Origin of the sequence: Streptomyces sp. NBC_00683 (assembly GCF_036226745.1) — a bacterium.
GTDB lineage: Bacteria > Actinomycetota > Actinomycetes > Streptomycetales > Streptomycetaceae > Streptomyces.
The window spans coordinates 2,960,071-2,984,135 of the sequence record NZ_CP109013.1 but is presented as its reverse complement, the minus strand read 5'-3'; the positions used below and the strand labels follow the sequence as shown (position 1 = coordinate 2,984,135).

Sequence of the window (24,065 nt, the reverse complement as noted above, 5' to 3'; positions counted from 1 at the left end):
CTGCCAGACGCACCCACGTACACGTAACGGAGAACCGCGATGCGGAAGATTCTGATAGTCGGAGCCGGTCAGTCCGGTCTCCAGTTGGCCCTTGGACTGCAGTCCAACGGGTACGAAGTCACCCTCATGTCCAACCGCACCGCGGACGAGATCCGGTCCGGCCGGGTCATGTCGACGCAGTGCATGTTCCACACGGCCCTCCAGCACGAGCGCGACCTCCAGCTCAACTTCTGGGAGTCGCAGGCGCCGCGGATCGAGGGCCTCGGTGTCTCCGTCGCCGCTCCCGACTCCTCGCGTCCCATCGACTGGGTGGGCAAGCTGGACGGTTACGCGCAGTCCGTCGACCAGCGCGTGAAGATGGCCGGCTGGATGGAGACCTTCGCGCAGCGCGGCGGTCAGCTCGTCATCCACGGCGCGGCCGTCTCCGACCTCGACTTCTTCTCCCGCACCTACGACCTCGTGATGGTCTCCGCGGGCAAGGGCGAGCTCGTCTCCATGTTCGGCCGGGACGCGTCCCGTTCGCCGTACGACGCCCCGCAGCGTGCGCTGGCCGTCTCGTACGTCCACGGCATGGGCCCGCGCCCGGAGCACCCGGACTTCGACGCGGTCCGCTGCAACCTGGTCCCCGGCGTGGGCGAGCTCTTCGTGATGCCGACGCTGACCACGTCGGGCCGCGCGGACATCCTGTTCTGGGAGGGTATCCCGGGCGGTCCCCTCGACGCCTTCCAGGGCATCAAGGACCCTTCCGAGCACCTCGCCAAGACCCTGGAGCTCATGGAGAAGTTCACCCCGTGGGAGTACGCACGCGCCACCAAGGTCGAACTGACCGATGCCAACGGCACGCTGGCGGGCCGTTACGCCCCGACCGTCCGCAAGCCGATCGGCCGGCTGCCCGGCGGCGGCCTGGTGCTCGGTGTGGCGGACGTGGTCGTGGCCAACGACCCGATCACCGGCCAGGGTTCCAACTCGGCGTCCAAGTGTGCGAAGGCCTACCTGGACTCGATCATCGAGCACGGCGACCGCGCGTTCGACGCGGACTGGATGCAGGCCACGTTCGACCGGTACTGGGACACCGCCCAGCACGTGACGAAGTGGACGAACGCGATGCTCGGCGTCCCGCCGGAGCACGTGCTGAACCTGATCGGTGCCGCCGGTCAGCTCCAGCCGGTCGCCGACCGCTTCGCCAACGGGTTCAACGACCCGGCGGACTTCGACAACTTCTTCTTCGAGCCGGACCGTACGAACGCCTACCTCGCCGAGGTCTCGGGCGCGCAGGCCTGACCTTCACGCGTACGACGGCGGCCGGGCCGCCCCACCGGTCACGACGGCGGGGCGCGCCCGGCTCACTCGTCCGGCGCGTCGTAGCCCGTGTCCGGCCCCGAGGAGGCGTCCTCGGGCAGCTCCGGCAGCGTGTACGTGGACAGCGGCTCGCCGCCGGGATCCGGACGGACCGCGCCCAGCAGCGGGTTCGACGCCACGGGTGAGACCTTGACCGTGGCCCCGGGCCTGGGTGCCTGCACGACGAGACCGTCACCGATGTACAGCGCCACATGGGTCGCCCTGGGGAAGTAGATCACCAGATCGCCGGGGCGCAGCGACTCGACCGGTACCTTCGGCAGCTGCCGCCACTGCTCCTGCGACGTACGCGGAATGCTCCGCCCCGCCGCGGTCCAGGCCTGCGAGGTCAGGCCGGAGCAGTCGAAGGACTCGGGTCCCTCCGCCCCCCAGACGTACGGCTTGCCGATCTGCTCGATCGCGTACCGCACGGCGTCACCGCCCTGCTCGGACGGCGGGCGGACCGAGCTCAGCGCCCCCGAGGCGACCAGCTCGTCCTGGGCCTTGTCGATGTTCTTCTGCTCCAGCTGCGACAGCGCGGCGAGCTGTTCGTCGGACAGGGAGGCGAGGAGCCCCTCGACCTCCTTCAGGCGTGACCGCACGGTGTCGCGCTGCCGCTTCTGCTTCCTGGCCAGCGACTGCTGCCGGTCCAGTACGGCACGCGACCTGGTCGCCAGGCTGTCGGCGCGCTTCTCGGCGCCCGTGAGCCTGCCGACGGTGGCCGACCGGCCGGCCTGGGCCCGCTCGATCACATGGCTCTGCGCCAGCGCGTGCTCGGGGTCGTCGGACAGCAGGAGCCGCATGTACACGGAGAAGTCGGTACGCCCCTGGTACTGGGCGCGGGCCAGGCGCCCCGCGTCCCGGCGGCTCGAATCGAGCACCGTCCGTGCCTTGGCGAGGGCGGTGTCCAGCTTCTTGGCCTCGGCGGTCCGCTTCCTGAGCTCCTCCGCCGTGCCGTTGTAGATCTCGCCGGCCTCCTCGGCCTCCTGGTAGAGCGTCTGCAACTGCCTGAGCAGGCCGGCGACGCTCTGCGGGGCGTCGGGGGCCGGGGCGGGGCTCGGGTCCGCCGGTGCGGGGCTCGGGTCCGCCGGTTCCGCGGTGGCGGGGGATGCGGCCACGACCGCGGCAAGCACCGCCGTGCAGAGCGTGCGCGCGACTCTGCCTGACACGACATCACCTCCGGTGACGGGGGTGCCGCCCATAAATCGGACTACCCCACAAATGCTCGGATCTCATCAATCCGGTCATCCGGTGTCAGGTGATGCAAGGACCGAGGGGCGTGGCGTCCGGAGGACCGCCCGGACGGTGGACGCCCGGAACGCCTCACTCCACCGGGAACGCGTAGAAGACCCCGCCCCGCTGGACGACGGCGGTCCTCCCCGCGGCCAGCACCCGGTACGGCGCGCTGACGGTGGCGCCCTTGGGGTCCTGCGCCCCGATGTCCTGGAACTTCCACAACCGGCGCCCGTCGGCCGCCGCGAACGCGGTCACCTGCGACGCGTCCGCCGCGAGCAGGGTCCCGCCACCGCCGCTGAGAGTGAGGGCGGGGGCGTTGCCGCCGAGGGGAACCTCCGTGGAGCGCCGCCAGAGCAGCTTCCCGGTCGCCCGGTCGACCGCGCCGACCTCCTGGTTGCGATTCGTGGTGTGGAGCAGCTTCCCGGCCTGAACGGGTGTGCCGAACACGGAGGACGCCGTGCCGTTCAAGGTCCACACCGGCTTCGCCGTGGCCATCTCGAAGGCCTGCAGGTCGTCGCCCACAGCGCCGTACAGCTGCCCCTCCTCGTCGCCGAGCGCGGCACCTGCCGGTGCGAGTGCTCCGAACTGCCGGACCCACAGCAGCTTTCCGGTCTTCCGGTCGAAGCAGCGGAAGAGCGCCCTGCCCTTTCCTGCCGCGACATCGGCCGGGGTCAGCGTCGCCGCGTCCTGGCGTACGACGAGGTCGGCGGCCCGGGCCGCGGTCAGCCGGTAGGCGGGAGTGCCGGGGGCCCGGCCCGCGGGGACGGCGACGCGCCAGAGTTCCTTGCGCAGGACGATGTCGTACGCGAAGAAGTACGCCTTGACGACCTGCGTGTCCCTGCCGGGCTTCTGGCCCTTCTTCGGCTTGGGCGCCTTCACGAGGACGGTGTGGGAGCCGGTGAACCAGACGACGGAACCGGAACTGCCGGTGAGCGGGGCCACCTTCATGTTCGGTACGCCGGTGAACTGGTCCACGAACCGGACCCGGTGCTTGACCTGCCCGTCCTTCGGGGACAGCCAGAGGAACTCGGTGGGGCTCGCCAGGAAGCAGAGGTCCTTGCCGGCGGCCAGGACCGCCTGGGCGCCGGCGGCGTCCGCGCGCTGCCAGATCTTCCGCCCGGTCCGCAGATCGATGCCGGTCGCCCCGGTCGCGCCGGTCAGCACCAGCAGCTTGTCCTCCCAGACCCCGGAGGTGAGCGGGGCCGGCTCGGCGGCCGGATGCGTGTAGATCCAACTCGGCTCGGGTGCCTGGCCGGGAAGGGTGCGGCGGGGCTTCGGCGCGGGCTTGCCGTCGTCGGCCGACGCGTCGTCACCGGACCCCAGCGCGGCCACCGCGCCCCCGCCGACGACCAGTCCCGCCGCCCCGGCGGCGACCACGGTAAGCAGGGCGCGCCTGCTCGTCGCGGACGCTGCGGCAGCTGTCGACGGCGCGGGAGCGGGAGCCTGGGCGGGCAGGGGGCGCGGGGCGGGGGCACTCTGCGGTGCGGCGGCAGGGTACGTGTACGGGTGGGGCTGGGCGGCGGGTGCGGAGGGCGGCAACGGAGCGGTGGGAGGGGCGGCGGGCCGGACGGGCTCCGGTGACTGCGGCTGCGGGCCGGCGGCCAGTTCGCGCGGGACGGCGAGCTGGGTCGTCGCCCGGTCGGTCCGCGGGGCGGGCGTCACGGTCCCCAGGAAACGGGTGGTACTGCTGTCGCCGATGTCCCCGTCGGCGGGGGCGGAGGCGGGGACGGGCAGCCCGCCATCCCGGCGGCCCGCGTCCGGGGTGTCGGCGTCCGGGGTGCCGCCGGGCGGGGTGCCGACGGGCGCCGCGAGGATTCCACTCTCAGGCCGTGCGTCCTGCGGGCCGGTAGGGATCTCGTCGGCCGGTTCGGAAGCTGGCCGGACGTCCTCGGGTGCGGCAGGGGCGGATGCCGGGGCAGACGCGCTGTCGGCAGGTTCGGTCGCTGCCGGGCCGGCAGCCGCTGCCGGATCCGCTTCGTCCTCCGGCGCTCGCAGCGCCCGTACCCGCGCGGCCTGGTCCGCCACCGACGCCGCCAGCCGCTCAGGGAGCCAGCCGCCCTTGGCGAGGCCCGCCGCGCCCTCCAGGGCCAGCTCCGCGGCGACGGAACCCGCGCTCGGCCGGTCCGCGGGGTCCTTCGCCAGGCAGCCCGCGATCAGGTCACGCAACTCGTCGGGTACGGAGTCGAGTTCCGCGGAGGCGTGCGCGATCCGCTCGGCCGCCTCGGCGGCGGGTCCGTCGGCGAGCGGGGTCGTCCCCGTCGCCGCGTACGCCAGCAGCAGTCCGAGCACGAAGAGGTCCGAGGCCGGACCCACGTCCTTGCCGTCGACCTGCTCGGGGGTGAGGTAGCCGAGCCGTACGGACAGTTGCCCGCTCGCGTTCGCCTCGGCCGCGGCAGCCGCGCCCAGCGGGCCGAACGCGGTCAGCCGGGGCCCGTCCTCGGCCAGCAGCACCGTCCCGGGCGCGAGCCCCTGGAGTACGGCCCCGGTGGCGTGCACCCGGGAGAGGGTCTCGGCCAGGCCCGCGCCCAGTATCCGCACGGCACGCTCGGGCAGCGGCCCGGCGAGATCGATCGCCTCGGCGAGCGTCAGGGCGGGCACGTACGCCGTCGCCGTCCACAGGCCGTCCGCCAGTGCGGCGAGGGGCGGCTGCACCCAGCCGCCGGCCAGCCGCTCGGCCGTGCGGGCCTCGGACTGGAAGCGGCGCCGGAAGGCGGGCACCGCGGCCAGGGCGGGCCGGGCGGCGGTCACGACGGCGATGTCGTCGCCGTCAGCGCCCCTGCCCAGATAGTGCACAGCGCTCGCGGTCTCACGGAAGCGTGCCAGCACGGTGTACGGCCCGAAGTGGCGTGGATCGTCCTGACGCAGCGCCTCCATGGCGCACCCCCCTTGTCACCGTGCCCTCGGCACCTGACCGTCGATCTTAGTTGGTCCGGTCCCCGCACCGGCTCAGGCGCCGCTGCGGGGCTTGTTCCAGGGCCACTTGAGGGTGCGGCGCTCCCGGCCCCCGGGCACGTACTCGTACACCCAGCCGCGCTGCAGCCCGAGCCGCTTCGTGTAGCCGGCCGGGGCGCGCCGGTAGGCGTACACGGTGTCCGGTCCGCCGCCGGCGTCCGGCACGGGAACCTCGTACCACTTGGGCGGATGTCCGGTGGGGCCGAGCAGGACGGGCAGGATCCGGCCGTCCAGGGGGCCGCCGGTGAAGGGGGTGTTCTCGCTTTTCACGGTGCCAGTGTGACCCAGGAGGCCGGACGCGGCTCCCAGGCCCGTAGGGCGGGCGGGTACGGCCCGGGGTCCGCCGGGGGGAACCGTCCGCCGGCCCTCAGCCGGAAGCTGCCTGTCCCGGGGGCAGCAGGTGCGTCGCCGCCTCGCCGGCCACCGGGATCACCAGTGCCGCCAGCCGTCCGACCGGGCCGTCGGCGGTCTCCTGGGCCAGCAGGTCCGCCACCACGGACGCGGTCTCCGCGTCCGTGGCGGCCGTCACCGCTATCAGGCCGATCAGATGGTCGACCAGCCAGCCGCGCAGTTCGGGCGCCGCGGGCTGCTTCTCCTCGTCGAGCCAGATGAGGGAGGCCGCCTCGACTGCCGCGATCCAGGTGCGCACCATCATCCGCAGCCGGGGCCCGGCAGGCTGCAGACCGGGCCCCGATCCCCTGCCCAGGTGCAGAAGGATCTGCTCGGCCGCCGAGCGCCGTACACCGTCCACGATCGTGGTCGTACGCGAGGTCTCGGCGACGCTGCCGCCCCGCAGCAACGCGCTGAACCCGGTGTCGTGTTCGTCGACGAAGCCCAGGTAGCGGTCCAGGACCCGGCCGACCCGCTCGGTGGGCGGGCCGGCAGCGGGTTCCGCGAAGCACAGCGTCAGCTTCTCCGCGGCCGACCCGAGCGCGGCCTCGTACAACTGCTGACGGCCGCCGGGGAAGTACCGGTAGACGAGCGGCCGGGAGACCCCGGCCACCGTCGCCACCTCGTCGAGCGACACGTCGTCCGGGGCCCGGTGGGCGAAGAGGCTGAGCGCCGCGCCGAGGAGCTGGGCGCGCCGTTCCTCCACGCCGAGCCTTCGGTACGCGCGGGTCGGCGGGGCAGCAGCGGCGGACGTCATGCTCCGAAGCCTAAGCCAACCCCTCGCGAAGGGGAGTTCGCTCAGGCCAGCAGGCCCGAGCTCTTCCACAGCCTGCGGCCGACACCGTTCAGCAGCCCGATGTCGTCGAAGAAGTCCGTCAGCCGCTTGGCGCCCGTCTGCATGACCTCCGTGCGGTGGCCGCTCGCCTTCACCTGGGCGACGGCCTCGCGGCGGTCCAGGCCGACGTTCTCGTACACCTGGGGGTTGACGAAGCAGACGGAGAAGACCCGTGCCGCCTCCCCGCAGCTGACCTTGGTGAACTCCCGTTCCCAGCGGGGCGCGGTGACCATCTGGCGGCGCAGCTCCTCGCGGGCGTACCGGACGTGCCTGGCCTCCTCGACGACGTGGATGCGGGTCACTCCGCGCACCAGCGTCTGGACGCGCTCGTCCGGGAAGGTCAGCCGCTGCATCCAGTCGAGGATCTCCTCGCCGAGCAGGGTCGCGGCGAACGAACCGGGGGTGGTGGAGACGGTCTTCAGCACGCGCGCCAGGTTGTGGTAGCGCGGAGGCACCGGATAGCTGGGCCCCTTGCCCCACTGGATCATGCGGGCGAACATCATCGAGTGCCGGCACTCGTCGGCTATCTCGGTGAGCGCGTAGCGGACGTGGTTGCTGGTCACCGACTTGTCGTAGATGTGCCGGACGAGCAGCTGCATGAGGATGATCTCGAACCAGATGCCGAGGGAGGCGAGTGACGCCGCCTCGTGCCTGGCGAGGTCCATCCGCTGCTCCTCGGACATCTTCCGCCACAGCGGGGTGTCGTAGAGGGAGACCAGCTCGGGCGGCCAGAACCACTTGCCGTCCTCGACGGGAGAGTCCCAGTCGAGCTCGGTGTCGGGGTCGAAGGAGTGCTTGGCGGAGGCTTCAAGCAGGCGGGCGGCGAGCTGCTCGCGGTCCTTGAGAGGGCCGAGCGCATCACGAAGCGCCTGAACGTCCTTCTCGGTCACAGTCGTCATGGCTGAGGGCACCTCGCACGTGGGTTACCGGCGGTCATCTCTTATGAGACTGCTCGTCAGCAAGGCAGTCAATCCCTTGCGCACGACTTGTTGACCCGGCGTCTACCAACGTGTGAACCTGCCAACTGCAGTGAGCACCACGGAACTTACGATCCTCGCCAGGCGAAGGAGCTGTCCGTGTCGACACACGACCTCTACATCAACGCCCCCCAGGCCCCGTCGTGGCAGGTTCCCGCCACGGGCGCAGCCCGGTTCAGCTGGGACTACGACGACGGCCGCGAGCGCCTGCTCGCCCTGTACCAGAAGGGCAAGGACAAGCAGTGGGACGGCAACAAGCGCATCGACTGGAGCCTGGAGGTCGACCCCACCGACCCGCTGGGCACCCCGGACGAGGCCCTCACGCTCTACGGCACCCCGCACTGGGCGAAGATGACCGAGCGGGACCGGGGTGAGCTGCGCAAGCACTACACCTCCTGGCAGTTCAGCCAGTTCCTGCACGGCGAGCAGGGCGCCATGGTCTGCGCGGCACGGATCGTCGAGTCGGTCCCCGATCTGGACGCGAAGTTCTACTCCGCGACCCAGACGATGGACGAGGCGAGGCACGCGGAGATCTACGGCCGCTTCCTGCACGAGAAGATCGGGATGCTCTACCCGATCAACGACAACCTCCAGGGCCTGCTCGGCGACACCCTGCGCGACTCCCGCTGGGACATGCCCTACCTCGGCATGCAGGTCCTCATCGAGGGCCTCGCGCTCGCCGCGTTCGGCATGATCCGCGACACGACGACCAAGCCTCTGCCGAAGCAGATCCTCGCCTACGTCATGCAGGACGAGGCCCGGCACGTCGCCTTCGGGCGGATGGCGCTGCGCGACTACTACAAGCAGCTCAGCGACGCGGAACTGCGCGAGCGCGAGGACTTCGTCATCGAGGGCTGCTACCTGATGCGTGACCGGCTCAGCGGCGTCGAGGTGCTGGAGAACTTCGGCATCGGCAAGCAGGAGGCCAAGGAGCTCTCCGAGCACTCGGAGTACCTGCAGCTCTTCCGGAAGCTGCTGTTCAGCCGGATCGTGCCCTGCGTCAAGGACATCGGCCTGTGGGGCGAACGGCTCCAGAAGGCGTACGTCGACATGGGCGTCTTCGAGCTCGGGGACTCCAGCCTCGACCTGCTCATGGCCCAGGACGAGGAGATAGCCGAGCAGCTGGACCGGGACCGCTTCGCGGTGGAGGAGCAGGCGAGGGTGGCGGAGGTCGCGGACGCGATAGCGGAGGGCGGTGCCTCGCCGGCGTGACGGCACCGTCCGGCCGGCGGGACGAATCCCGAACCCCGCGACGTGGTACCGATGCCCGCGCATCGAATGCCTGTTCCCGGTGGTGACGTAACGTGAGCGCATGACCATGCCGCCGCAGCCGCCCCAGAGCCCGTACGGGCCGCCTCAGCCTCAGCAGAATCCGTACGGGCAGCAGCCTCCGGGGCCCGCGTTCCCCCAGCAGCCGGGCTACGGGTACCCGGCCCAGCAGCCGGGCTACGGGTATCCGCCCCAGCAGCCGCAGGGTGCACCCGGGCCGTGGGGGCAGCCGCAGCACGTGACGCAGCCCGGCATGCCCGGCTGGCAGCCGCAGCCGCCGCCGAGGAAGCGGACCGGGCTGATCGTCGGCATCGTCGCCGGGTCGCTCGTCGGCGTCCTCGCCATCGTCTTCGGTGTCTACAAGCTGGTCGGTAAGGGCGCGGACGCCGTGTTCCCCGAGGCCACGCACAAGCTCGTCGTGGAGAAGTCCGTCCTGGAGGGGGAGTTCACCCTCAACAAGGACATGTCGGACACCGAGGGCAAGGAGATCGAGGACACCCCCGACCCGAGCATCCGGGACGGCGAGGCCGTCGTCGCCCAGTACGGCTCGGAGGAGAACGGCATGCTGGTGCTCTCCGGCATGTACGGGCGGCTCGCCAGCCCCGCGCTCATGCGGAGCAAGATCATGGAGGGGGCGGCCGAGGCGGACAACGCGAAGGTGGTCGTGCCCCCCAAGGAGTTCACGCCCGAGGGGTACGACGTCACGGTGGAGTGCCAGGTCGTGCAGTCCAAGGAGATCGGCCTGACCACCAACATGCCGATGTGCGCGTGGGGCGACGACAACACCGCCGCCATGGTCGCCGTGATCCGGCCGGACGAGCTCAACGAGGACGCGAAGTCGCTCGACCTGGCGAAGATCGCCGAGGACACCGCGAAGGTCCGCTCCGAGATCCGCAAGCCGATCAGCTGAACCGGGGCGGACGCGACGGCGGCAGGGCGCGCTCCGCCGCGCACGCCATGTCCAGCAGCTCCGCGTCCGTTCCCCGGTCGGTCACCAGCTGGAGGCCGGCCGGGCAGCCGTCCGGGGTGAATCCGGCCGGCATGCTCGCCGCCGGATGGCCGCTGAGGTTGAACGCCCAGGTGAGTGCCGTGGAGTAGACGTCACCCGGGCCGTCGTGACCGTGCGGCACGTTGGGCGTGACCGGGGTGAGCAGCAGGGGCGTGCGCGCGAAGAAGGCGTCGAGGGCGCGGGCGTTGGCGGCGTGGAGCGCCCGGGTGGCGGGGGTCGGTGATCCACCGCGTACCGCCGTCCACGCCTCCGCCGGGTCGAGCAGTGTGACGGGGTCCCTGACGAGGCGGACGATTCCGGCCGCGGCCAGCCGCTCCACCGCGGCTCGCGTCACCTCCGCGACGTCCGGGTCCACGGACGCGAATCCCAGGTCCGGGCTGTAGGCGGCGCGGACCGGGAGCCGCACCGGCCGGGGCGCGTACCCGTCCAGTACGTGGCGCAGGTACGTCCGGGCCCGTGCCGCCGAGCCTGCGAGCACGCCGGGGGACGCGAGGCCCGTGCGGTCGGGGGAGGGCAGCAGCCCCGTGGTCGTCTTCAGGCCGAACACGCCGCACCACGCCGCCGGGATCCGTACCGACCCGGCCCCGTCGCTGCCCGTGGCCAGGTCCACCATGCCCGCCGCGACCGCCACCGCCGAGCCCGCCGACGAGCCGCCCGGAGTCCGGTCGGGGCGCCAGGGGTTGACCGTACGGCCGTGCGCGCCCTGCCCCCACGTCTGCCAGTGCGTGCCCGGGCCGGGGACCGAGGTCGCACCCACCGGGACGGCGCCCGCGGCGGTCAGACGGCGGGCCGCGTACGAGCGGATGCCCGCGCGGCCCTTCACCGCGAACGGCAGGCCGGCGAGCGGGAGGTCCCGGGCGGACCGCTCCCGGGCCAGGGCGTCCTCGTGCCACACCTCGGTGAACGCGCACAGCTCCGGGTCCAGTTCGCCGATCCGGGCCAGCGCCGCCGCCACTGCTGAACTCATGCGGTCAGTCTCCGTCCTGGAGCGCCGCCTCCATCACCGCCCTGGCGATCGGGGCCGCGTTGCCGCCGCCGCTGATGTCGGCGCGGTTCGCCGAGGCGTCCTCCACGACCACCGCCACGGCGACGGCCGGACGGCCGGAGTCCGGTGCCTGCGCCCAGGAGATGAACCAGGCGTACGGCGTGCCGGAGTTGTCGATGCCGTGCTGGGCCGTGCCGGTCTTGCCGCCGACCGTCACTCCGTCGATCGCCGCGTTCGTCCCCGTACCGCTCTCCACGACGTCGACCATCATCCGCTGCAGCTGCATGGCCGTTGCCGGGTTCATCGCCTGCCGGTAGGAGTCCGAGCCCTGCTGGCGGACCGTGGCGCCGTCGGCGTCCGTCGTGCGGTCCACCAGGTGGGGGCGCCTGAGTTCGCCGCCGTTGGCCACCGCCGACGCGACCATCGCCATCTGCAGCGGCGTCGCCGTGGTGTCGAACTGCCCGATCGAGGACAGGGCGAGCTGGTCGTCGCTCATGTCCGAGTCGAAGTTGCTGCGGGCCACTCGGGAGGGGATCTTCAGGTCGTTGTCGTTGAAGCCGAACCTGCCCGCCGCCTCCAGCATCCCGTCCAGCCCCACCTCCACCCCCAGGTGCGCCATCACCGTGTTGCAGGAGACCCGGATCGCCTCCGCCAGCGAGGCCTTCGCGCAGCCGCGCGCCTCGTTGGGCAGTGTGGTCGAGGTGCCGGGCAGGACGTACGGCGACGGGGTGTCCGTCGCCGCGTCCGGATCGGTCACCACACGGTCGTCCAGCGCCGCCGCGGCCGTCACGATCTTGAAGGCCGAGCCCGGCGGATAGGTCTGCCGGATGGCCCTGTTGAGCATCGGCTGGCTCGCCGACCGGTTGAGCCGCGCCCATGCGTCGGTGACGGAGGATCCTGTACCGGAGAGCAGTTCGGGGTCGTACGACGGGGAGGAGACCAGGGCCAGGATCCGGCCGGTGGCCGGGTCGAGGGCGGCGACCGCGCCGCGGCGGCCGTCGAGGCCCTCGTACGCGGCGCGCTGCATCGAGTCCTTGATGGTGGTGACGACGTCGCCGCCGGGCTGCCGGCTGCGCGTGATGTCGCCCCAGAGGGGGAGCGGTGCCAGGATCGAGGCCGTGCCGGAGAGGATGTCGTCCTCGGCGTTCTCCAGGAGCGTGGTGCCGTACGTCTGCGAGGCGTAGCCGGTCACCGGCGCGTACAGCGGGCCGTGCCGGTAGGTGCGCTCGTACGCGAGCTGCTCGCCGGTGTTCTTGGAGCCGGTGACCGGCTCGTCGCCGACCAGGATGTTGCCGCGCGGCTGGTCGTAGCGGTCGATCGTGGTGCGGCGGTTGGCGGAGTTGCTGTTCAGTTCGTCGGCCTCGAAGAGCTGGATGCGGGCGGCGTTCGCCAGGAGCGCCACGAGCAGCAGCAGGCAGAACGCGGCGGCCCGCCGGATGTAGCGGATCACCGCTCGTCCTCCTCGGTGACCTGTGCGGCGACACCGGTCCCGGCCCGGCCCGGATCCGGAGTGCGGGACACGTCGCTGAGCCTGATCAGCAGCGCGATGATGATCCAGTTGGTGACGACGGAGGAGCCGCCCTGGGCCAGGAACGGCATGGCCATGCCGGTCAGCGGGATCAGCCCCATCACCCCGCCCGCGATCACGAAGACCTGGAGCGCCATGATCGAGGCGAGTCCGATCGCCAGCAGCCGCCCGAACAGGTCGCGCAGGGCGAGGCCCGCCCGGTAGCCGCGGGCCACCAGCAGGGCGTACAGCAGGAAGATCGCGGTCAGTCCGGCCAGGCCGAGCTCCTCGCCCGCGGTCGCGAGGATGAAGTCGGACTTGGCGGCGAAGCCGATGAGGATGGAGTGGCCGAGTCCGAGGCCGGTGCCGAGCATGCCGCCCGCCGCGAACGCGAAGAGCGACTGGGCGAGCTGGCTCGGCCCCTGCCCGGCGTTGATCGTCGCGAACGGGTCCAGCCAGTCCTCCACCCGGCTGTGCACATGGGGCTCGAACGAGCCGACGACGAAGGCGCCCGCAGCGGCGAGCAGGAGTCCGACCGCGATCCAGCCGGTCCGGCCGGTGGCCACGTACAGGAGGATCACGAAGAGGCCGAAGAAGAGCAGCGAGGTGCCGAGGTCCCGTTCGAGGACGAGGACTCCGACGCTGATCAGCCAGATCGCCACGATGGGGCCCAGCACCCGGCCGGTGGGGAACTGGAGCTTCCAGATCTTGCGGCCGGTGTACGCGAGCGCGTTGTGGTTCGCCGCGAGGTACGCGGCGAAGAAGACGGCGAGCAGGATCTTGGCGAACTCGCCCGGCTGGAAGGACAGTCCGCCGACCCTGATCCAGATCTTGGCCCCGTTCACCGCGGGGAAGAAGATCGGCACGATCATCAGCACCAGCGCGGCGGCGACCGAGAGGTACGCGTAACGCTGGAGCACCCGGTGATCGCGCAGCAGGACGACGACGGCGATGAAGAACGCGACCCCGAGGGTGGACCAGACCAGCTGCGTGGTCGCCGCCTGGTCCCTCGGGGTCTCCAGGTCGAGCCGGTAGATCAGCACCAGGCCCAGCCCGTTGAGGAGGACGGCGATGGGCAGCAGGAGCGGATCGGCGTACGGGGCGCGGAAGCGGACCGCGAGGTGGGCGAGCAGGGCGAGGAGGCCGAGACCGGCGCCGTACCCGGCGACATCCGGGGGCACGGCGTTGTTCCTGGCGAGGCCGACGGCGGCGTAGCCGTAGACGGAGATGAGCACGGCCCCGATCAGGAGCGAGAGCTCGACCCCGCGCCGCTTGGGCAGGCGTAGCTCGGGAGGGCGCGCGTCCGCCGTCGTTGCGGTCATGCCCCGCAACGTAGCAAGACGTGGGTGCTATTTCCCTTATGTCGGCTTCGTGGCACTCGTCCTTAGCTCTGGTACGGGTTCTGGCCGGGAGGCGCGTAGCCCGGCTGCTGCTGCGCGGCGCCGTGCTGCAGGCCGTCCTGCCCCGCGTGGTGCTGTGCGAGCAGCTGGTCGGCCTGCTCCTTCGGTATCTGGCGCTCGCCGCCGCAGAAGGTGCACTGCGTCGCGTACTTCGTCGAGAACGGGAACAGCGGCACGAAGAACAGCGTGAACTTCGTGACCCGCTTGCGCAGCGTGTGTGCGGCGGGATTGCCGCACCAGCCGCACACCATCGTGAGGATGGCCAGCTGGTAGATGTAGCCCCGCGTGCCGAAAATGATCATGATTTCGTTCCTTCTCCCGTTTTCCCCAGAAGGGCCCGCCGGCACAGCGCCAGCAGTTTCTCGTCCTCATAAGTGTCGTGACTGCCGTATCCGCCGTCCATCGCGTTGTGGCGACGTACGGAGAGGAGTTCGGCACGCAGCACCTGTGCCGCGTCCGGCCCCGCCCCGGCCACACCCATCCGGGCCAGGCAGCCGGCCACCCGGACCCTGACGTGACGGTTCTTCTCCCATGCTGCCAGGAGTACCGGCACCGACTCACCGGTCCGCCCCGTGACCTCCCACAGGGCGATCGCGGCGTCGACCCGGAGCCACAGCTCGTCGTGCGTCAGCAGGGCGCGCAACCGGGGCGCGGCCGACGCCGCGAGCTTCCCCAGCCCGCCCAGCGCGCTCGCCGCGGCCCGGCAGTCGTGCACCTGGTCCGCTCCGAGACCCTCGACCAGCACCGGGAGCACCGCACCGGCATCCCCGTCGACCGCCCAGAGGGCCTCGGCCGCCTCCGTCGCCGCCGCGGTGCCCGGACGCCTGATCAGCATCCGCAGCTCCGGTACGGCGCACCGCGCCGCGGGCCCGAACGAGCTCAGTGCCCGCAGCGCCGCCGTACGCAGCCACTCGCCCCGGTACTCGGGTGCCCCCCGCAGCACCCGCAGCACCTCCGGCGCGGCCTCGCCCGCCCGCAGCGCCGTCAGTCCGCCGAGCAGCGGACTCGCGCGGTCGTACGCACCCTCGTCCAGGCCGACCTCGCCGAGCCTGCGCCTCAGCACCCCGGCGAGCGGGGCCGCGGTGTCGCCGAGGTACCCGATGGCGAACCCCACGTCGTGCGGCACCTCGGGCCGCTCCAGGGCCGCCGCCAGCGCGGGCAGCACCCGGGCGTCGCCCAGTCTGGCCAGCGCCTTCACCGCGGAACCCAGCCCGGGCGGCCCGCTCGCCCACTCCTTCACCCAGCCACCGGGATCCCCGGCCACCCGCTCGGCCAGGGCGTCGGCGGCCGGCGCGGCCAGACCGAACAGCTCCTCCAGCACGTGCGAGGCCGCCTCGGCCAGCCGCGGCTCCGGATCGGCCAGCTGCACCCCGACCAGCCGGACCAGCCCCTCGTACGAACCGCGCCAGGCCCTGATCAGCCCGCTGCTCATCCGTACGGCATCGATCCGCTGCCAGGGATCGGGGCTGCACAGCTGGTCGGTCAGCAACGCGGTGCGGTCCTCGACGCGGTCGTCCAGGCCGACGTGCAGCGTCCGCAGCAGATCGGCGGCCCACGGGGCGCTGCGGCCCGCCGACTCCTCCGCGGACAGGGCCCGCAGCTGCCCCAGGAGCGTCGGCGCCGAGGTCCGCTCCAGCGACGCGGTGTCACCGCCCGGGGTCTCCACGGGGTGCGGATCCGGCCGTCCGGGCTGCGAGCGCAGTTCCCGCAGCAGCCCGGACACCACCCGTACGACATCGCCGGGCAGCGCGTCCGGAGCGCACCGGGCCAGCTGCGCGAGGGCGGCGAGCCGCAGCCCCGGCGCGTACGCCTCCGCGGCGAGCCTGCTCAGCCAGTCCGCCGCCTGCCCGGCCAGCGGCCGGTGGCGCAGGGCGACCCGCCCCGCGGCCTCGACGAGGGCGAGCCGCACCTCGTCGTCGGCCTCCACCGGCAGGCGCTCCCGCAGCAGCGCCAGCACCTTGACCGGGTGGCTGTGCAGGGTGGCGAGCGCGAGCGGGGCGGCGAGCCGCACGCCCGGGTCCTCGTCGGCGATCAGCTCGAAGAACACCCCCGCTCCGGCGGTGACGGCAGCCGCCGCCATCGCGTAGTTCGCCGCGCCCTCCATCTCGTCCTCGTCCAGATCGTCCTCGTCGTCCTCGTCCAGATCGATGCCGCCGATGCTGGTGAGGAGTTCCACGACCGAGCCACGGTCCTGAATGCCGGGATCCGCGACGAGTTCGAAGAGAAACGGAATGCAGGCGAGCGTGCACGCGTACACGTCGCCCTGGTGGTGAACCGCGCCGTACATCCCGTCGAGCGCGCTCTCGCGCTCCGCCGGATCGGCGGACGCGAGTCCTTGCAGGAGCCCCGGCACATCGTCGGCCGGCCCGTAGGCATGCTCCATCGAGGCCCAGTCGACCTCGTCGATCCCCGCGAACACGCCATTCCCTCCCCGTGTCATGCTCTGCACCCCGAATCCGGCGGACACCGTGTTCAGGAAGCATCTCTGCGCAGAGTGTGCACCACTGCCAGGACAATCCACCCTCCACTTGTGGCCTTTCCTCGCCAGGTGGCACGGCAGCTGTGGAGGGGCTGTGCCCCGCCTGTCCGTCCGCCGTCCGCTTCAGCCCCCGGGGAGCGGACGCGCCTGGCCCGGATCGGTCAGCGGGGCGAGCAGATCCCCGTGCCGGTCCAGCCGTGCGGCCATGTCCCCGGCGAGAAAGGCCAGATCGGCGGGGGTCCCGCACGCCTCGATCTCGTCCCAGGTGACGGGTGCGGACACGGTCGGGCTGTCCTTCGCGCGCAGGGTGTAGGGGGCCGCGGTCGTCTTGGCCGCCGCGTTCTGGCTGAAATCCACGAAGATCTTTCCCGGCCGCAGCGCACGGGTCATCCGGTGCACGGCCAGTTCGGGCAGTTCGCTCCGGGCCTCGACGGCGAGTGCCTTCGCGTAGGCCGTCACCTCGTCACTGGGGGTGGGCTCCAGGGGCACGAGCAGATGCAGCCCCTTGGATCCCGAGGTCTTCCCGTACGCGGACAGGCCGTCGGCCGCCAGCCGCTCCCGCAGCCAGAGCGCCACCGTGCAGCATTCGACGATGCTCGCGGGCGCCCCGGGATCCAGGTCGAACACCATCCGGTCGGCGACGGCGGGCGTGTCCCGGCACCACTGGTGCGTATGGAACTCCACCACCAGATTCGCGGCCCACATCAGTGAGGGCAGGTCCTGCACGAGGATCTGCCGGGCGTCCGGATCGTCGTGGCGGGGCACCGGGGCGGTGGCTACCCAGTCGGGCGTACCGGGGGGCGGATTCTTGGTGAAGAAGCGCAGTCCCGCCGGGCCGTCCGGATATCTGAGGAAGGACAGCGGCCGGTCGCGCACATGGGTGAGAAGGGCGTCCGCCGCCGTGGCCGCGTAGTAGTGCAGAACCTCGCCCTTGGTGGTGCCGGTGGCGGGGTACAGCACCTTGTCGAGATTGCTGAGCGCCAGGCGCCGCCCCTCCACCTCCGTGATCGGCGTCATACGATAAGAATCACATGAAATCGGTCTGAAGAGGGCTAAGCGGTCGTTAGGGGTGAACGGTGAGGTCCATCTGGAACGGCTCCATCTCCTTCGGGCTGGTCAGCATCCCGGTCAAGCTGATGAACGCCACCGAGAACCATTCGATCTCCTTCCGCCAGATCCACCTCGCCGACGGTGGCCGGATCCGGTACCACAAGGTCTGCGAACTGGACGAGCAGGAAGTGACCGGCGCCGAGACCGGCAAGGCGTACGAGGACGCCGACGGCACCGTGATCCCCGTGACCGACGAGGATCTCGCCTCACTCCCGCTGCCCACCGCCAAGACGATCGAGATCGAGGGCTTCGTGCCCGCCTCCGCCATCGACCCGCTCCAGCTCGACTCGGCGTACTACCTCTCCGCCAACGGGGGGCCCGCGGCCAAGCCGTACGCGCTGCTGCGCGAGGCCCTGAAGCGGAGCGAGAAGGTCGCCGTCGCGAAGTTCGCGCTGCGCGGCCGCGAACGGCTCGGCATGCTGCGGGTGGTCGACGACGTGATCGCGATGCACGGCCTGCTCTGGCCGGACGAGATCCGCACCCCCGAAGGCATCGCTCCGGACGCCGGCATCAAGGTCCGTGATGCCGAACTCGACCTGGCGGACACCCTGATGAACACCCTCGGCGAAGCCGACCTGGACACGCTCCACGACGACTACCGCGAGGCGGTCGAGGAGCTCGTCGCGGCGAAGGCCGCCGGGGAGACCGTGGAGACGGCGGAGGAGGAGAGCGGCGGGGGCCAGGTCATCGACCTCATGGCGGCGCTGGAGAGCAGCGTGCGGGCGGCGAAGGAGTCCCACGGCGAGGACGGGGACGAGGTGGCGGACGTCCACCCCATCGAGGGCCGGAAGAAGACGGGCACGAAGGCCGCCACCGGTGCGGGGGGCGCGAAGAAGACCGCTTCGGGGAGGACGGCGGCGAGGAAGACCACCGCGAAGAAGACCACCGCGAAGAGGACGACGCAGAAGAAGACCGCGGCGAAGAAGGCGACGCCGAAGAAGACGGCCGCGACGAAGACGACGGCGAAGAAGGCCGCGGCGAAGAAGACGACGCCGAAGACCGCGGGGAAGTCGGCCGGCAAGCGGGCCGCATCGAGCCGGCCCCGCTCCACGGCCTGAAGGGCGGCGCGGTCCTCCACCGGTGGACGCCGTGGAGGACCGCCGGTCCGGCCCGTCAGCCGGCCGGGACCGCCGCTTCGAGGGCCGGCAGGTAGGCCTTCTCGTGCCCCTCCGCCGTGGGGTGCACGTTCGAGTCGCTGATCCACGGGTCGCTCGTGCAGATCTCGTGGCCCGCGAACGCGGGACGGCCGTCCGCGAAGGCGAAACCGGCCGCGGCGGCGCGGCCCGCGATCGTCGCGTTCAGAAGATCGGAACCCTTGTTCACAGCCGTGCGCTTGGCCGAACTGAGACCGCCGAGGCAGAGACCGCCCTCCTTGTAGAGGTGCGGGTAGCCCACGACGACGACATGGGCGCCGGGTGCCCGGTCGCGCACGGTCGCGTACAACTGGTCCAGCTCGCCCGGAAGTTCGTCGCGGACGTACTCCGCTGCCGTGTCCAGGGCCCGCTCGCAGGCCGAGAGCGTGGAGTACTTGCAGCTCAGCATCGTCGAGGCGAAGCCGGAGTCGTTGCCGCCGATGCTGAGACTGACCAGGGTGGTGCCCGAGCCCAGGTGCTCGACCTGGTCGGCGAGGACATCGGGGATCTTCGCCCCGCCGCAGGCGGCGAAGGTGAACGAGCCCGGGGCGTTGGCGTTCGCCCAGAGCTGCGGATAGGCGTTCCTGCTCCGGGTACAGGCCGTGTCCGAGTAGTCGCCCGCGCCGGTACCGGAGGCGTACGAGTCGCCGAGGGCCACGTACTGCCCGGCCGCCGCCGCGGTCGACGTGGCAGCGGATACGGGTACCGAGATGCCCGCCAGCCCGACGGCCAGCATGGTTGCGGTGAGCACGCGGGGGATGCGCATGGGATTCCTCCGGGGAGCGGATGGGGGCGGGTGCCGTTGCACACCATCGCGCCGCCCGCTCTCCCGGAACATCGGTGAAATCGCCGACCACGTCCGACAAGCACCCGCCGCGGACGTCCGCGCAGTAAAGTGCGGAACGCCGCGACTGGCGCGTACCCGGCAGGGTGCTCCGTGGAAACGACCACGAGGGAGCGGCACACCCCGGGCCTGCCCGGGGCGTCATCGCCGGAGGGCCGTCCGCCTGGGCATCCGGGTCCACGTCGCAGCACTGCGACCGACCCGGGAGGACCCCCGTGGCCGTACAGCCGTCCGATGACCGCCGACCCGCCCTGACAGCGGCCGACCCGGAACTCGCCGCCCTGGTGAGCGCCGAGGAGCGGCTCCAGGCGGACACCCTGCGCCTGATTCCCAGTGAGAACTACGTGTCCGCCGCCGTCCTCGATGCGACCGGCACCGTCCTGCAGAACAAGTACTCCGAGGGCTACCCCGGCAAGCGCTACTACGAGGGCCAGCAGGTCATCGACCAGGTGGAGACGCTGGCCGTCGAGCGGGCCAAGGCGCTCTTCGGGATGGACCACGCCAATGTGCAGCCGTACTCCGGCTCGCCCGCCAACCTCGCCGCGTACCTGGCCTTCCTCGAACCGGGCGACACCGTCCTCGGGATGTCGCTGCCGATGGGCGGGCACCTCACGCACGGCTGGGGCGTCTCCGCGACCGGCACCTGGTTCCGGGGCGTGCAGTACGGGGTGCGCCGCGACACCGGGCGCATCGACCTGGACGAGGTGCGCGACCTGGCACGCGCCGAGCGGCCCAAGCTGATCTTCTGCGGCGGCACCGCGGTGCCCCGGGTGATCGACTTCGCCGGGTTCGCCGACGTCGCCCGCGAGGTGGGGGCGGTGCTGGTGGCCGATGTCGCCCACATCGCCGGACTGATCGCCGGGGGTGCGCACCCCTCGCCCGCTCCGTACGCGGACGTCGTGTCCACCACCACCCACAAGACCCTGCGCGGGCCCCGCGGAGCGATGCTGCTGTCCAGGGCCGAGCACGCGCGCGCCATCGACCGTGCGGTCTTCCCCGGCCTCCAGGGCGGTCCGCACAACCAGACCACCGCGGCCATCGCGGTCGCGCTGAAGGAGGCGGCGGGGGCCGGGTTCCGCGAGTACGCCCATCAGGTCGTCGCCAATGCCCGGGCTCTGGGGGAGGAGTTGGCCGCGCGCGGCTTCGACCTGGTGTCCGGCGGTACGGACAACCACCTGCTGCTGGTCGACCTCACCGGGAAGGACGTACCGGGCAAGGTCGCGGCCAAGGCCCTGGACCGGGCCGGGATCGTCGTCAACTACAACACGGTGCCGTACGACCCCCGTAAGCCCTTCGACCCGTCCGGCATCCGCATCGGCACGCCCGCGCTGACCTCCCGGGGCATCCCGGAGTCCGAGATGCGTGCCGTCGCCCAGTGGATCGACCTCGTGGTCGAGGCGGCCCGCACCGGTGACGAGGCCACCGTGTCCAAGGTCCGCGGCGAGGTGAAGGCCCTGATGGACGCCTGGCCGGCGCCCGGGCTGCCGCCCCGCTGAGAGGCGCCCCCGGGTGCCGTGGAGGGCGCGGGGCGGCCCGGACCGCCGGGGGCTCGACTCCGCGCGCCCGCTCTGCGCCCTGTCCGTTCGTCGAACTGCCGTACAGGCTGGGGGAGTCGGGTGGCGCACGCGTGAACGCGAGGGGGCACGAATGCAGGATCTGAAGGTCACGTCATGGCAGCTCTTCGGGCACGACCGGCTCTATGTGAACCTGCCGGACGGCACGGCGATCGGATGGGCGGATCTGGGCAGCGGCACGATCACGGTCCTGCACCCGCGCTACCGCGACGCCGTGACCGACGCGCTCGCGCGGCAGGTCCCGGACATGCCCGCGCTCGACGAGGCGGCGCCTGCGGGGCCGCCGCCGGCCCCACGGATCCCGCCGCTCCGGCGGATGCGGAAACCCGACGCTCCCCGCCCGGCCCCGCCGGACGGGGAGCCGGGCCGCGCACCCGACGGGGAGCCGGAGGGCTTACGGGTGCCGGAGCAGGGCCGGGCCCGGGAGCCCGCGCCCGCCCCCTTGCGGCAGGCACCGGGACGGCAGCCCGAGCAACCCGAGCAGCCTGTACAGCAGGTGCCGGCAGGGCAGCCCGGGCAGCGGGCGTCGGCGCGGCGGCCCGTGCTGCCCGCGCTCACCGCCGTGAACGACCTGGCGGCCCGACGGCCCGGTGCCGCGCTCCGGGCGCAGCTCGCCGAGAACGGCCCCGGGCTGCTCGTACGGGCCACCACCGGGGCGCTGCGGCGGAGCAAGGAGGCCGATCCGCGCCGGGGCGCCCTCGCCGGGGAGCGGCGGGTCGGGGCCGAGCTGAGGCGGCTGACCCGTCACGGCTGGAGGGTCCTGCACTCCCTGCCCCTGCCGGGCGGTGCGGAGATCGGGCATCTGCTGATCGGCCCCGGAGGGGTGTTCGCCGTGCGCACCGAGCACCGGCCCGGTGCCTCGGTACGGATCGGGGACGGCACGCTGCAGATCGACGAGGGCTCCCCGCAGACGTACGTACTCGAAGCCGCGCCCGGGGCCCGGCATGCCCGGACGGTGCTGGAGACGCACTGCGCCTTCGCCGTGCCGGTCCGGTCCGTGCTGGTGTTCGTCGGAGTCGCCGCCCTCGATGTGCTCGCCACCCCGCCCGACGTCCGCGTCTGCCGGGACCGCGACCTGTCCGCCCTCGCCCCGTTGAAGGACGTCCTGACCCCCACCCAGGTCGAAAGGGTCTACGACGTCGCCCGGAACCGGGACGCCTGGCCGGACGCGTGAGCCCGGAGCGCGGCCGGTAGATTCCTCGGGAGCCGCCGAGGGAGAAGACGCCGTGAAACTTCGCTGTGCCGTGCTGGACGACTTCCAGTCCGTCGCCACCACTGCCGCGGACTGGTCGCCCGTCGCCGACGACGTCGATGTCGTCGGCTTCGCCGAGCACTTCGCCTCCGAGGACGAACTGGCCGCCGCACTCGCCGGTTTCGACATCGTCGTCACCCTGCGCGAGCGCGTGCCGTTCCCCGCCTCCCTGATCGAGCGGCTGCCCCGGCTGCGGCTGCTCATCGCGTCCGGCATGCGCAACTCCGTCATCGACTACGCCGCCGCCGAGCGGCACGGGGTCACCGTCTGCGGCACCGCGAGCACCACCACCCCGCCCGTAGAGCTCACCTGGGCGCTCCTGCTCGGCCTGGCGCGCGGGATCGTGCCCGAGGCCAACGCCCTGCGCGACGGCGGCCCCTGGCAGTCGACCGTCGGGGCGGACCTGCACGGGCGCAAGCTGGGGCTCCTCGGACTGGGGAAGATCGGCAGCAGGGTCGCCCGGGTCGGCCTCGCCTTCGGCATGGACGTAGTGGCCTGGAGCACGAATCTGACGGCGGAACGGGCGGCGGAGGCAGGTGTCGTGCTCGCCGCGTCGAAGGAAGAGCTCCTGGAGACCAGCGACTTCGTCTCCGTGCACCTGGTGCTGAGCGATCGCACCCGAGGGCTGATCGGGGCGCAGGAGCTCGGCCTGATGCGGTCCGGCAGCTATCTGATCAACACCTCGCGGGCGGCGATCGTCGATCAGGACGCGCTGCTCGACGTACTGCACAAGGGGGCCATCGCGGGGGCCGGAGTCGACGTGTTCGACGTCGAGCCGCTTCCGGCCGGCCACCCCATGCGTACCGCCCCGCGCCTGCTGGCGACCCCGCACCTGGGCTACGTGTCCCGGGCCAACTACGCGACGTACTACACGCATGCCGTCGAGGACATCCGCGCGTTCCTCGACGGGGAGCCGGTACGCCGGCTCGGCTGACGCCGGGGGCCGTCCCGGAGCGGGGAGCGAGTGCGTCTCCAGTGGCGCTGCAGCCGCACCCGGCAGCCTGGTGGTGACGGCGCAGCCATGAGGGCGGCCGTCGCGAAGGGAGTTGCCATGTCTCAGCCCGTCGGGACCCTCCGTCAGCAGGTCACGGGTGACCTGTATGCCGAGGTGCAGACCTTCTACGCCCAGCAGATGCGACGGGTCGACGCCCTCGACATCGAGGGCTTCGCCGACACGTTCACGGACGACGGCGAGGTCGTGCACGCGGGCGGCCAGCGGCAGAGCGGCCGGGTGGAGATGATCGCCGGGATGCGGGCCAACCTGCCCCGCTACCAGGACATCGCCGTGCGGCACTGGTTCGGCCATCTGCTCATCGAGGCCGACCCGGCGGACGAGGACACGCTGCGGGTCTCGTACTACACGCTGGTCACCCAGACCGACCGTGAAGGGAAGGTCTCCTTCCAGCCGACCTTCACCGTGGACGACGTGCTGGTCCGCCGCGACGGCCGCCTGCTGACCCGCTCCCGTGTCATCCACCGCGACAGCCCGGTCGCTCCGGCCGCCTCCTGAACACGGTGTCCGGCGCATGGACGAGGGGCCCAACGCGTTGGGCCCCTCGTCCATGCGCCGGACACCGTTCCGGCAGGCCGTCAGTCGATGCCGCGGCAGATGTGCGGTTCGCTCCCGTCGTCGTCGAGGTCCCCGGCCAGCAGCAGGGGGACCCAGGGGGGTGCCTCGTCCGGCGGTGCGGGTGGCAGGGGCAGTGACAGTTCCGGCAGCGGCAGTTCCACCGTGACACGGTCCAGCAGCATCGTCTCCATCGACGACTCCTCCTTCG

21 protein-coding genes are annotated in these 24,065 nt (G+C 72.1%); 8 read left to right on the top strand and 13 right to left on the bottom strand.

All coding sequences use genetic code 11. The features are described 5' to 3' along the window. Positions 1 to 39 precede the first annotated feature (39 nt). Positions 40 to 1,281, top strand: coding sequence for a styrene monooxygenase/indole monooxygenase family protein (locus OG257_RS13000; protein ID WP_329207464.1), 1,242 nt, complete (start codon positions 40 to 42; stop codon positions 1,279 to 1,281). A gap of 62 nt (positions 1,282 to 1,343) precedes the next feature. Here OG257_RS13000 and OG257_RS12995 read toward each other — a convergent pair whose 3' ends face one another. The 5 genes from OG257_RS12995 to OG257_RS12975 all read right to left on the bottom strand — a co-directional run bounded on the left by OG257_RS12995 (position 1,344) and on the right by OG257_RS12975 (position 7,647). Continuing rightward, a complete protein-coding gene (locus tag OG257_RS12995; protein ID WP_329207462.1) occupies positions 1,344 to 2,504 on the bottom strand; it encodes a C40 family peptidase in 1,161 nt (386 codons plus the stop codon). 154 nt (positions 2,505 to 2,658) lie between these two features. Further along, positions 2,659 to 5,445 carry an outer membrane protein assembly factor BamB family protein gene (locus OG257_RS12990; protein ID WP_329207460.1) on the bottom strand — a complete coding sequence of 929 codons (2,787 nt, stop codon included), beginning with the start codon at positions 5,443 to 5,445 and terminating at the stop codon, positions 2,659 to 2,661. A gap of 72 nt (positions 5,446 to 5,517) precedes the next feature. Further along, on the bottom strand, positions 5,518 to 5,793 hold the full coding sequence (locus tag OG257_RS12985; protein WP_329207459.1) for a hypothetical protein: 276 nt from the start codon (positions 5,791 to 5,793) through the stop codon (positions 5,518 to 5,520). Between the two features lie 97 nt (positions 5,794 to 5,890). After that, a complete protein-coding gene (locus OG257_RS12980) occupies positions 5,891 to 6,670 on the bottom strand; it encodes a TetR/AcrR family transcriptional regulator (protein ID WP_329207457.1) in 780 nt (259 codons plus the stop codon). A 41-nt stretch (positions 6,671 to 6,711) separates the two neighbouring features. Continuing rightward, a complete protein-coding gene (locus OG257_RS12975; RefSeq protein ID WP_329207455.1) occupies positions 6,712 to 7,647 on the bottom strand; it encodes an AurF N-oxygenase family protein in 936 nt (311 codons plus the stop codon). Positions 7,648 to 7,824: 177 nt separating this feature from the next. Here OG257_RS12975 and OG257_RS12970 point away from each other — a divergent pair, with 177 nt between their 5' ends. Together OG257_RS12970 and OG257_RS12965 are read left to right on the top strand one after the other, a co-directional pair. Next, positions 7,825 to 8,937, top strand: coding sequence for a ferritin-like domain-containing protein (locus OG257_RS12970; protein WP_329207453.1), 1,113 nt, complete (start codon positions 7,825 to 7,827; stop codon positions 8,935 to 8,937). A gap of 100 nt (positions 8,938 to 9,037) precedes the next feature. Continuing rightward, positions 9,038 to 9,904, top strand: coding sequence for a hypothetical protein (locus tag OG257_RS12965; protein WP_329207451.1), 867 nt, complete (start codon positions 9,038 to 9,040; stop codon positions 9,902 to 9,904). Here the strand turns inward: OG257_RS12965 and OG257_RS12960 are convergent. From OG257_RS12960 to ligD, 6 genes are all read right to left on the bottom strand, one after another. After that, entirely contained in the window at positions 9,897 to 10,970 is a 1,074-nt protein-coding gene (locus OG257_RS12960) for an amidase (protein ID WP_329207449.1), read from the bottom strand. The genes OG257_RS12965 and OG257_RS12960 overlap by 8 nt on opposite strands. A 4-nt stretch (positions 10,971 to 10,974) precedes the next feature. Further along, entirely contained in the window at positions 10,975 to 12,438 is a 1,464-nt protein-coding gene (locus OG257_RS12955; protein WP_329207447.1) for a peptidoglycan D,D-transpeptidase FtsI family protein, read from the bottom strand. Beyond that, positions 12,435 to 13,817 (bottom strand): FtsW/RodA/SpoVE family cell cycle protein, encoded by a 1,383-nt coding sequence (locus OG257_RS12950; protein ID WP_329207446.1) that lies wholly within the window; start codon positions 13,815 to 13,817, stop codon positions 12,435 to 12,437. The genes OG257_RS12955 and OG257_RS12950 overlap by 4 nt, the downstream gene beginning before the upstream one ends. A gap of 62 nt (positions 13,818 to 13,879) precedes the next feature. Beyond that, positions 13,880 to 14,197 carry a zinc-ribbon domain-containing protein gene (locus tag OG257_RS12945; protein WP_329207445.1) on the bottom strand — a complete coding sequence of 106 codons (318 nt, stop codon included), beginning with the start codon at positions 14,195 to 14,197 and terminating at the stop codon, positions 13,880 to 13,882. Next, entirely contained in the window at positions 14,194 to 16,314 is a 2,121-nt protein-coding gene (locus OG257_RS12940; protein WP_329207443.1) for a PBS lyase, read from the bottom strand. The genes OG257_RS12945 and OG257_RS12940 overlap by 4 nt, the downstream gene beginning before the upstream one ends. 183 nt (positions 16,315 to 16,497) lie before the next feature. Beyond that, positions 16,498 to 17,391, bottom strand: coding sequence for a non-homologous end-joining DNA ligase (gene ligD, locus OG257_RS12935; RefSeq protein WP_329207441.1), 894 nt, complete (start codon positions 17,389 to 17,391; stop codon positions 16,498 to 16,500). A 59-nt stretch (positions 17,392 to 17,450) separates the two neighbouring features. Between ligD and ku the strand changes: the two genes are divergently transcribed. Further along, complete coding sequence (gene ku / locus OG257_RS12930) at positions 17,451 to 18,542, top strand: non-homologous end joining protein Ku (RefSeq protein ID WP_329207440.1); 1,092 nt, start codon at positions 17,451 to 17,453, stop codon at positions 18,540 to 18,542. 55 nt (positions 18,543 to 18,597) lie between these two features. Here the strand turns inward: ku and OG257_RS12925 are convergent, their stop codons facing one another. Continuing rightward, positions 18,598 to 19,383, bottom strand: coding sequence for an SGNH/GDSL hydrolase family protein (locus tag OG257_RS12925; RefSeq protein ID WP_329207438.1), 786 nt, complete (start codon positions 19,381 to 19,383; stop codon positions 18,598 to 18,600). Between the two features lie 293 nt (positions 19,384 to 19,676). Here OG257_RS12925 and glyA point away from each other — a divergent pair, with 293 nt between their 5' ends. The 4 genes from glyA to OG257_RS12905 all read left to right on the top strand — a co-directional run bounded on the left by glyA (position 19,677) and on the right by OG257_RS12905 (position 23,797). Next, on the top strand, positions 19,677 to 20,957 hold the full coding sequence (gene glyA / locus OG257_RS12920) for a serine hydroxymethyltransferase (protein WP_329207436.1): 1,281 nt from the start codon (positions 19,677 to 19,679) through the stop codon (positions 20,955 to 20,957). Between the two features lie 151 nt (positions 20,958 to 21,108). After that, a complete protein-coding gene (locus OG257_RS12915; RefSeq protein WP_329207434.1) occupies positions 21,109 to 22,209 on the top strand; it encodes a nuclease-related domain-containing protein in 1,101 nt (366 codons plus the stop codon). Between the two features lie 52 nt (positions 22,210 to 22,261). Next, the gene (locus OG257_RS12910; protein ID WP_329207433.1) at positions 22,262 to 23,221 is read left to right on the top strand and encodes a D-2-hydroxyacid dehydrogenase family protein; all 960 of its coding nucleotides are present in this window, start codon (positions 22,262 to 22,264) and stop codon (positions 23,219 to 23,221) included. Between the two features lie 117 nt (positions 23,222 to 23,338). Continuing rightward, positions 23,339 to 23,797, top strand: a complete 459-nt coding sequence (locus OG257_RS12905) for a nuclear transport factor 2 family protein (RefSeq protein ID WP_329207431.1) — start codon at positions 23,339 to 23,341, stop codon at positions 23,795 to 23,797. Between the two features lie 80 nt (positions 23,798 to 23,877). On the opposite strand, the gene OG257_RS12900 is transcribed toward OG257_RS12905, so the two are convergent. Next, positions 23,878 to 24,048, bottom strand: a complete 171-nt coding sequence (locus OG257_RS12900; RefSeq protein ID WP_329207429.1) for a hypothetical protein — start codon at positions 24,046 to 24,048, stop codon at positions 23,878 to 23,880. Positions 24,049 to 24,065: the final 17 nt, after the last annotated feature.

Excerpts from the sequence above, each read along its gene's own strand:
- OG257_RS12945 (WP_329207445.1), bottom strand. The coding sequence starts at position 14,197 with ATGATCATTTTCGGCACGCGGGGCTACATCTACCAGCTGGCCATCCTC.
- OG257_RS12925 (WP_329207438.1), bottom strand. The coding sequence starts at position 19,383 with ATGCGCATCCCCCGCGTGCTCACCGCAACCATGCTGGCCGTCGGGCTG.
- OG257_RS12965 (WP_329207451.1), top strand. The coding sequence starts at position 9,038 with ATGACCATGCCGCCGCAGCCGCCCCAGAGCCCGTACGGGCCGCCTCAG.
- OG257_RS12900 (WP_329207429.1), bottom strand. The coding sequence starts at position 24,048 with ATGGAGACGATGCTGCTGGACCGTGTCACGGTGGAACTGCCGCTGCCG.
- ligD (WP_329207441.1), bottom strand. The coding sequence starts at position 17,391 with ATGACGCCGATCACGGAGGTGGAGGGGCGGCGCCTGGCGCTCAGCAAT.
- OG257_RS12915 (WP_329207434.1), top strand. The coding sequence starts at position 21,109 with ATGCAGGATCTGAAGGTCACGTCATGGCAGCTCTTCGGGCACGACCGG.
- OG257_RS12950 (WP_329207446.1), bottom strand. The coding sequence starts at position 13,817 with ATGACCGCAACGACGGCGGACGCGCGCCCTCCCGAGCTACGCCTGCCC.
- OG257_RS13000 (WP_329207464.1), top strand. The coding sequence starts at position 40 with ATGCGGAAGATTCTGATAGTCGGAGCCGGTCAGTCCGGTCTCCAGTTG.
- OG257_RS12990 (WP_329207460.1), bottom strand. The coding sequence starts at position 5,445 with ATGGAGGCGCTGCGTCAGGACGATCCACGCCACTTCGGGCCGTACACC.
- OG257_RS12960 (WP_329207449.1), bottom strand. The coding sequence starts at position 10,970 with ATGAGTTCAGCAGTGGCGGCGGCGCTGGCCCGGATCGGCGAACTGGAC.
- OG257_RS12980 (WP_329207457.1), bottom strand. The coding sequence starts at position 6,670 with ATGACGTCCGCCGCTGCTGCCCCGCCGACCCGCGCGTACCGAAGGCTC.
- OG257_RS12905 (WP_329207431.1), top strand. The coding sequence starts at position 23,339 with ATGTCTCAGCCCGTCGGGACCCTCCGTCAGCAGGTCACGGGTGACCTG.
- OG257_RS12975 (WP_329207455.1), bottom strand. The coding sequence starts at position 7,647 with ATGACGACTGTGACCGAGAAGGACGTTCAGGCGCTTCGTGATGCGCTC.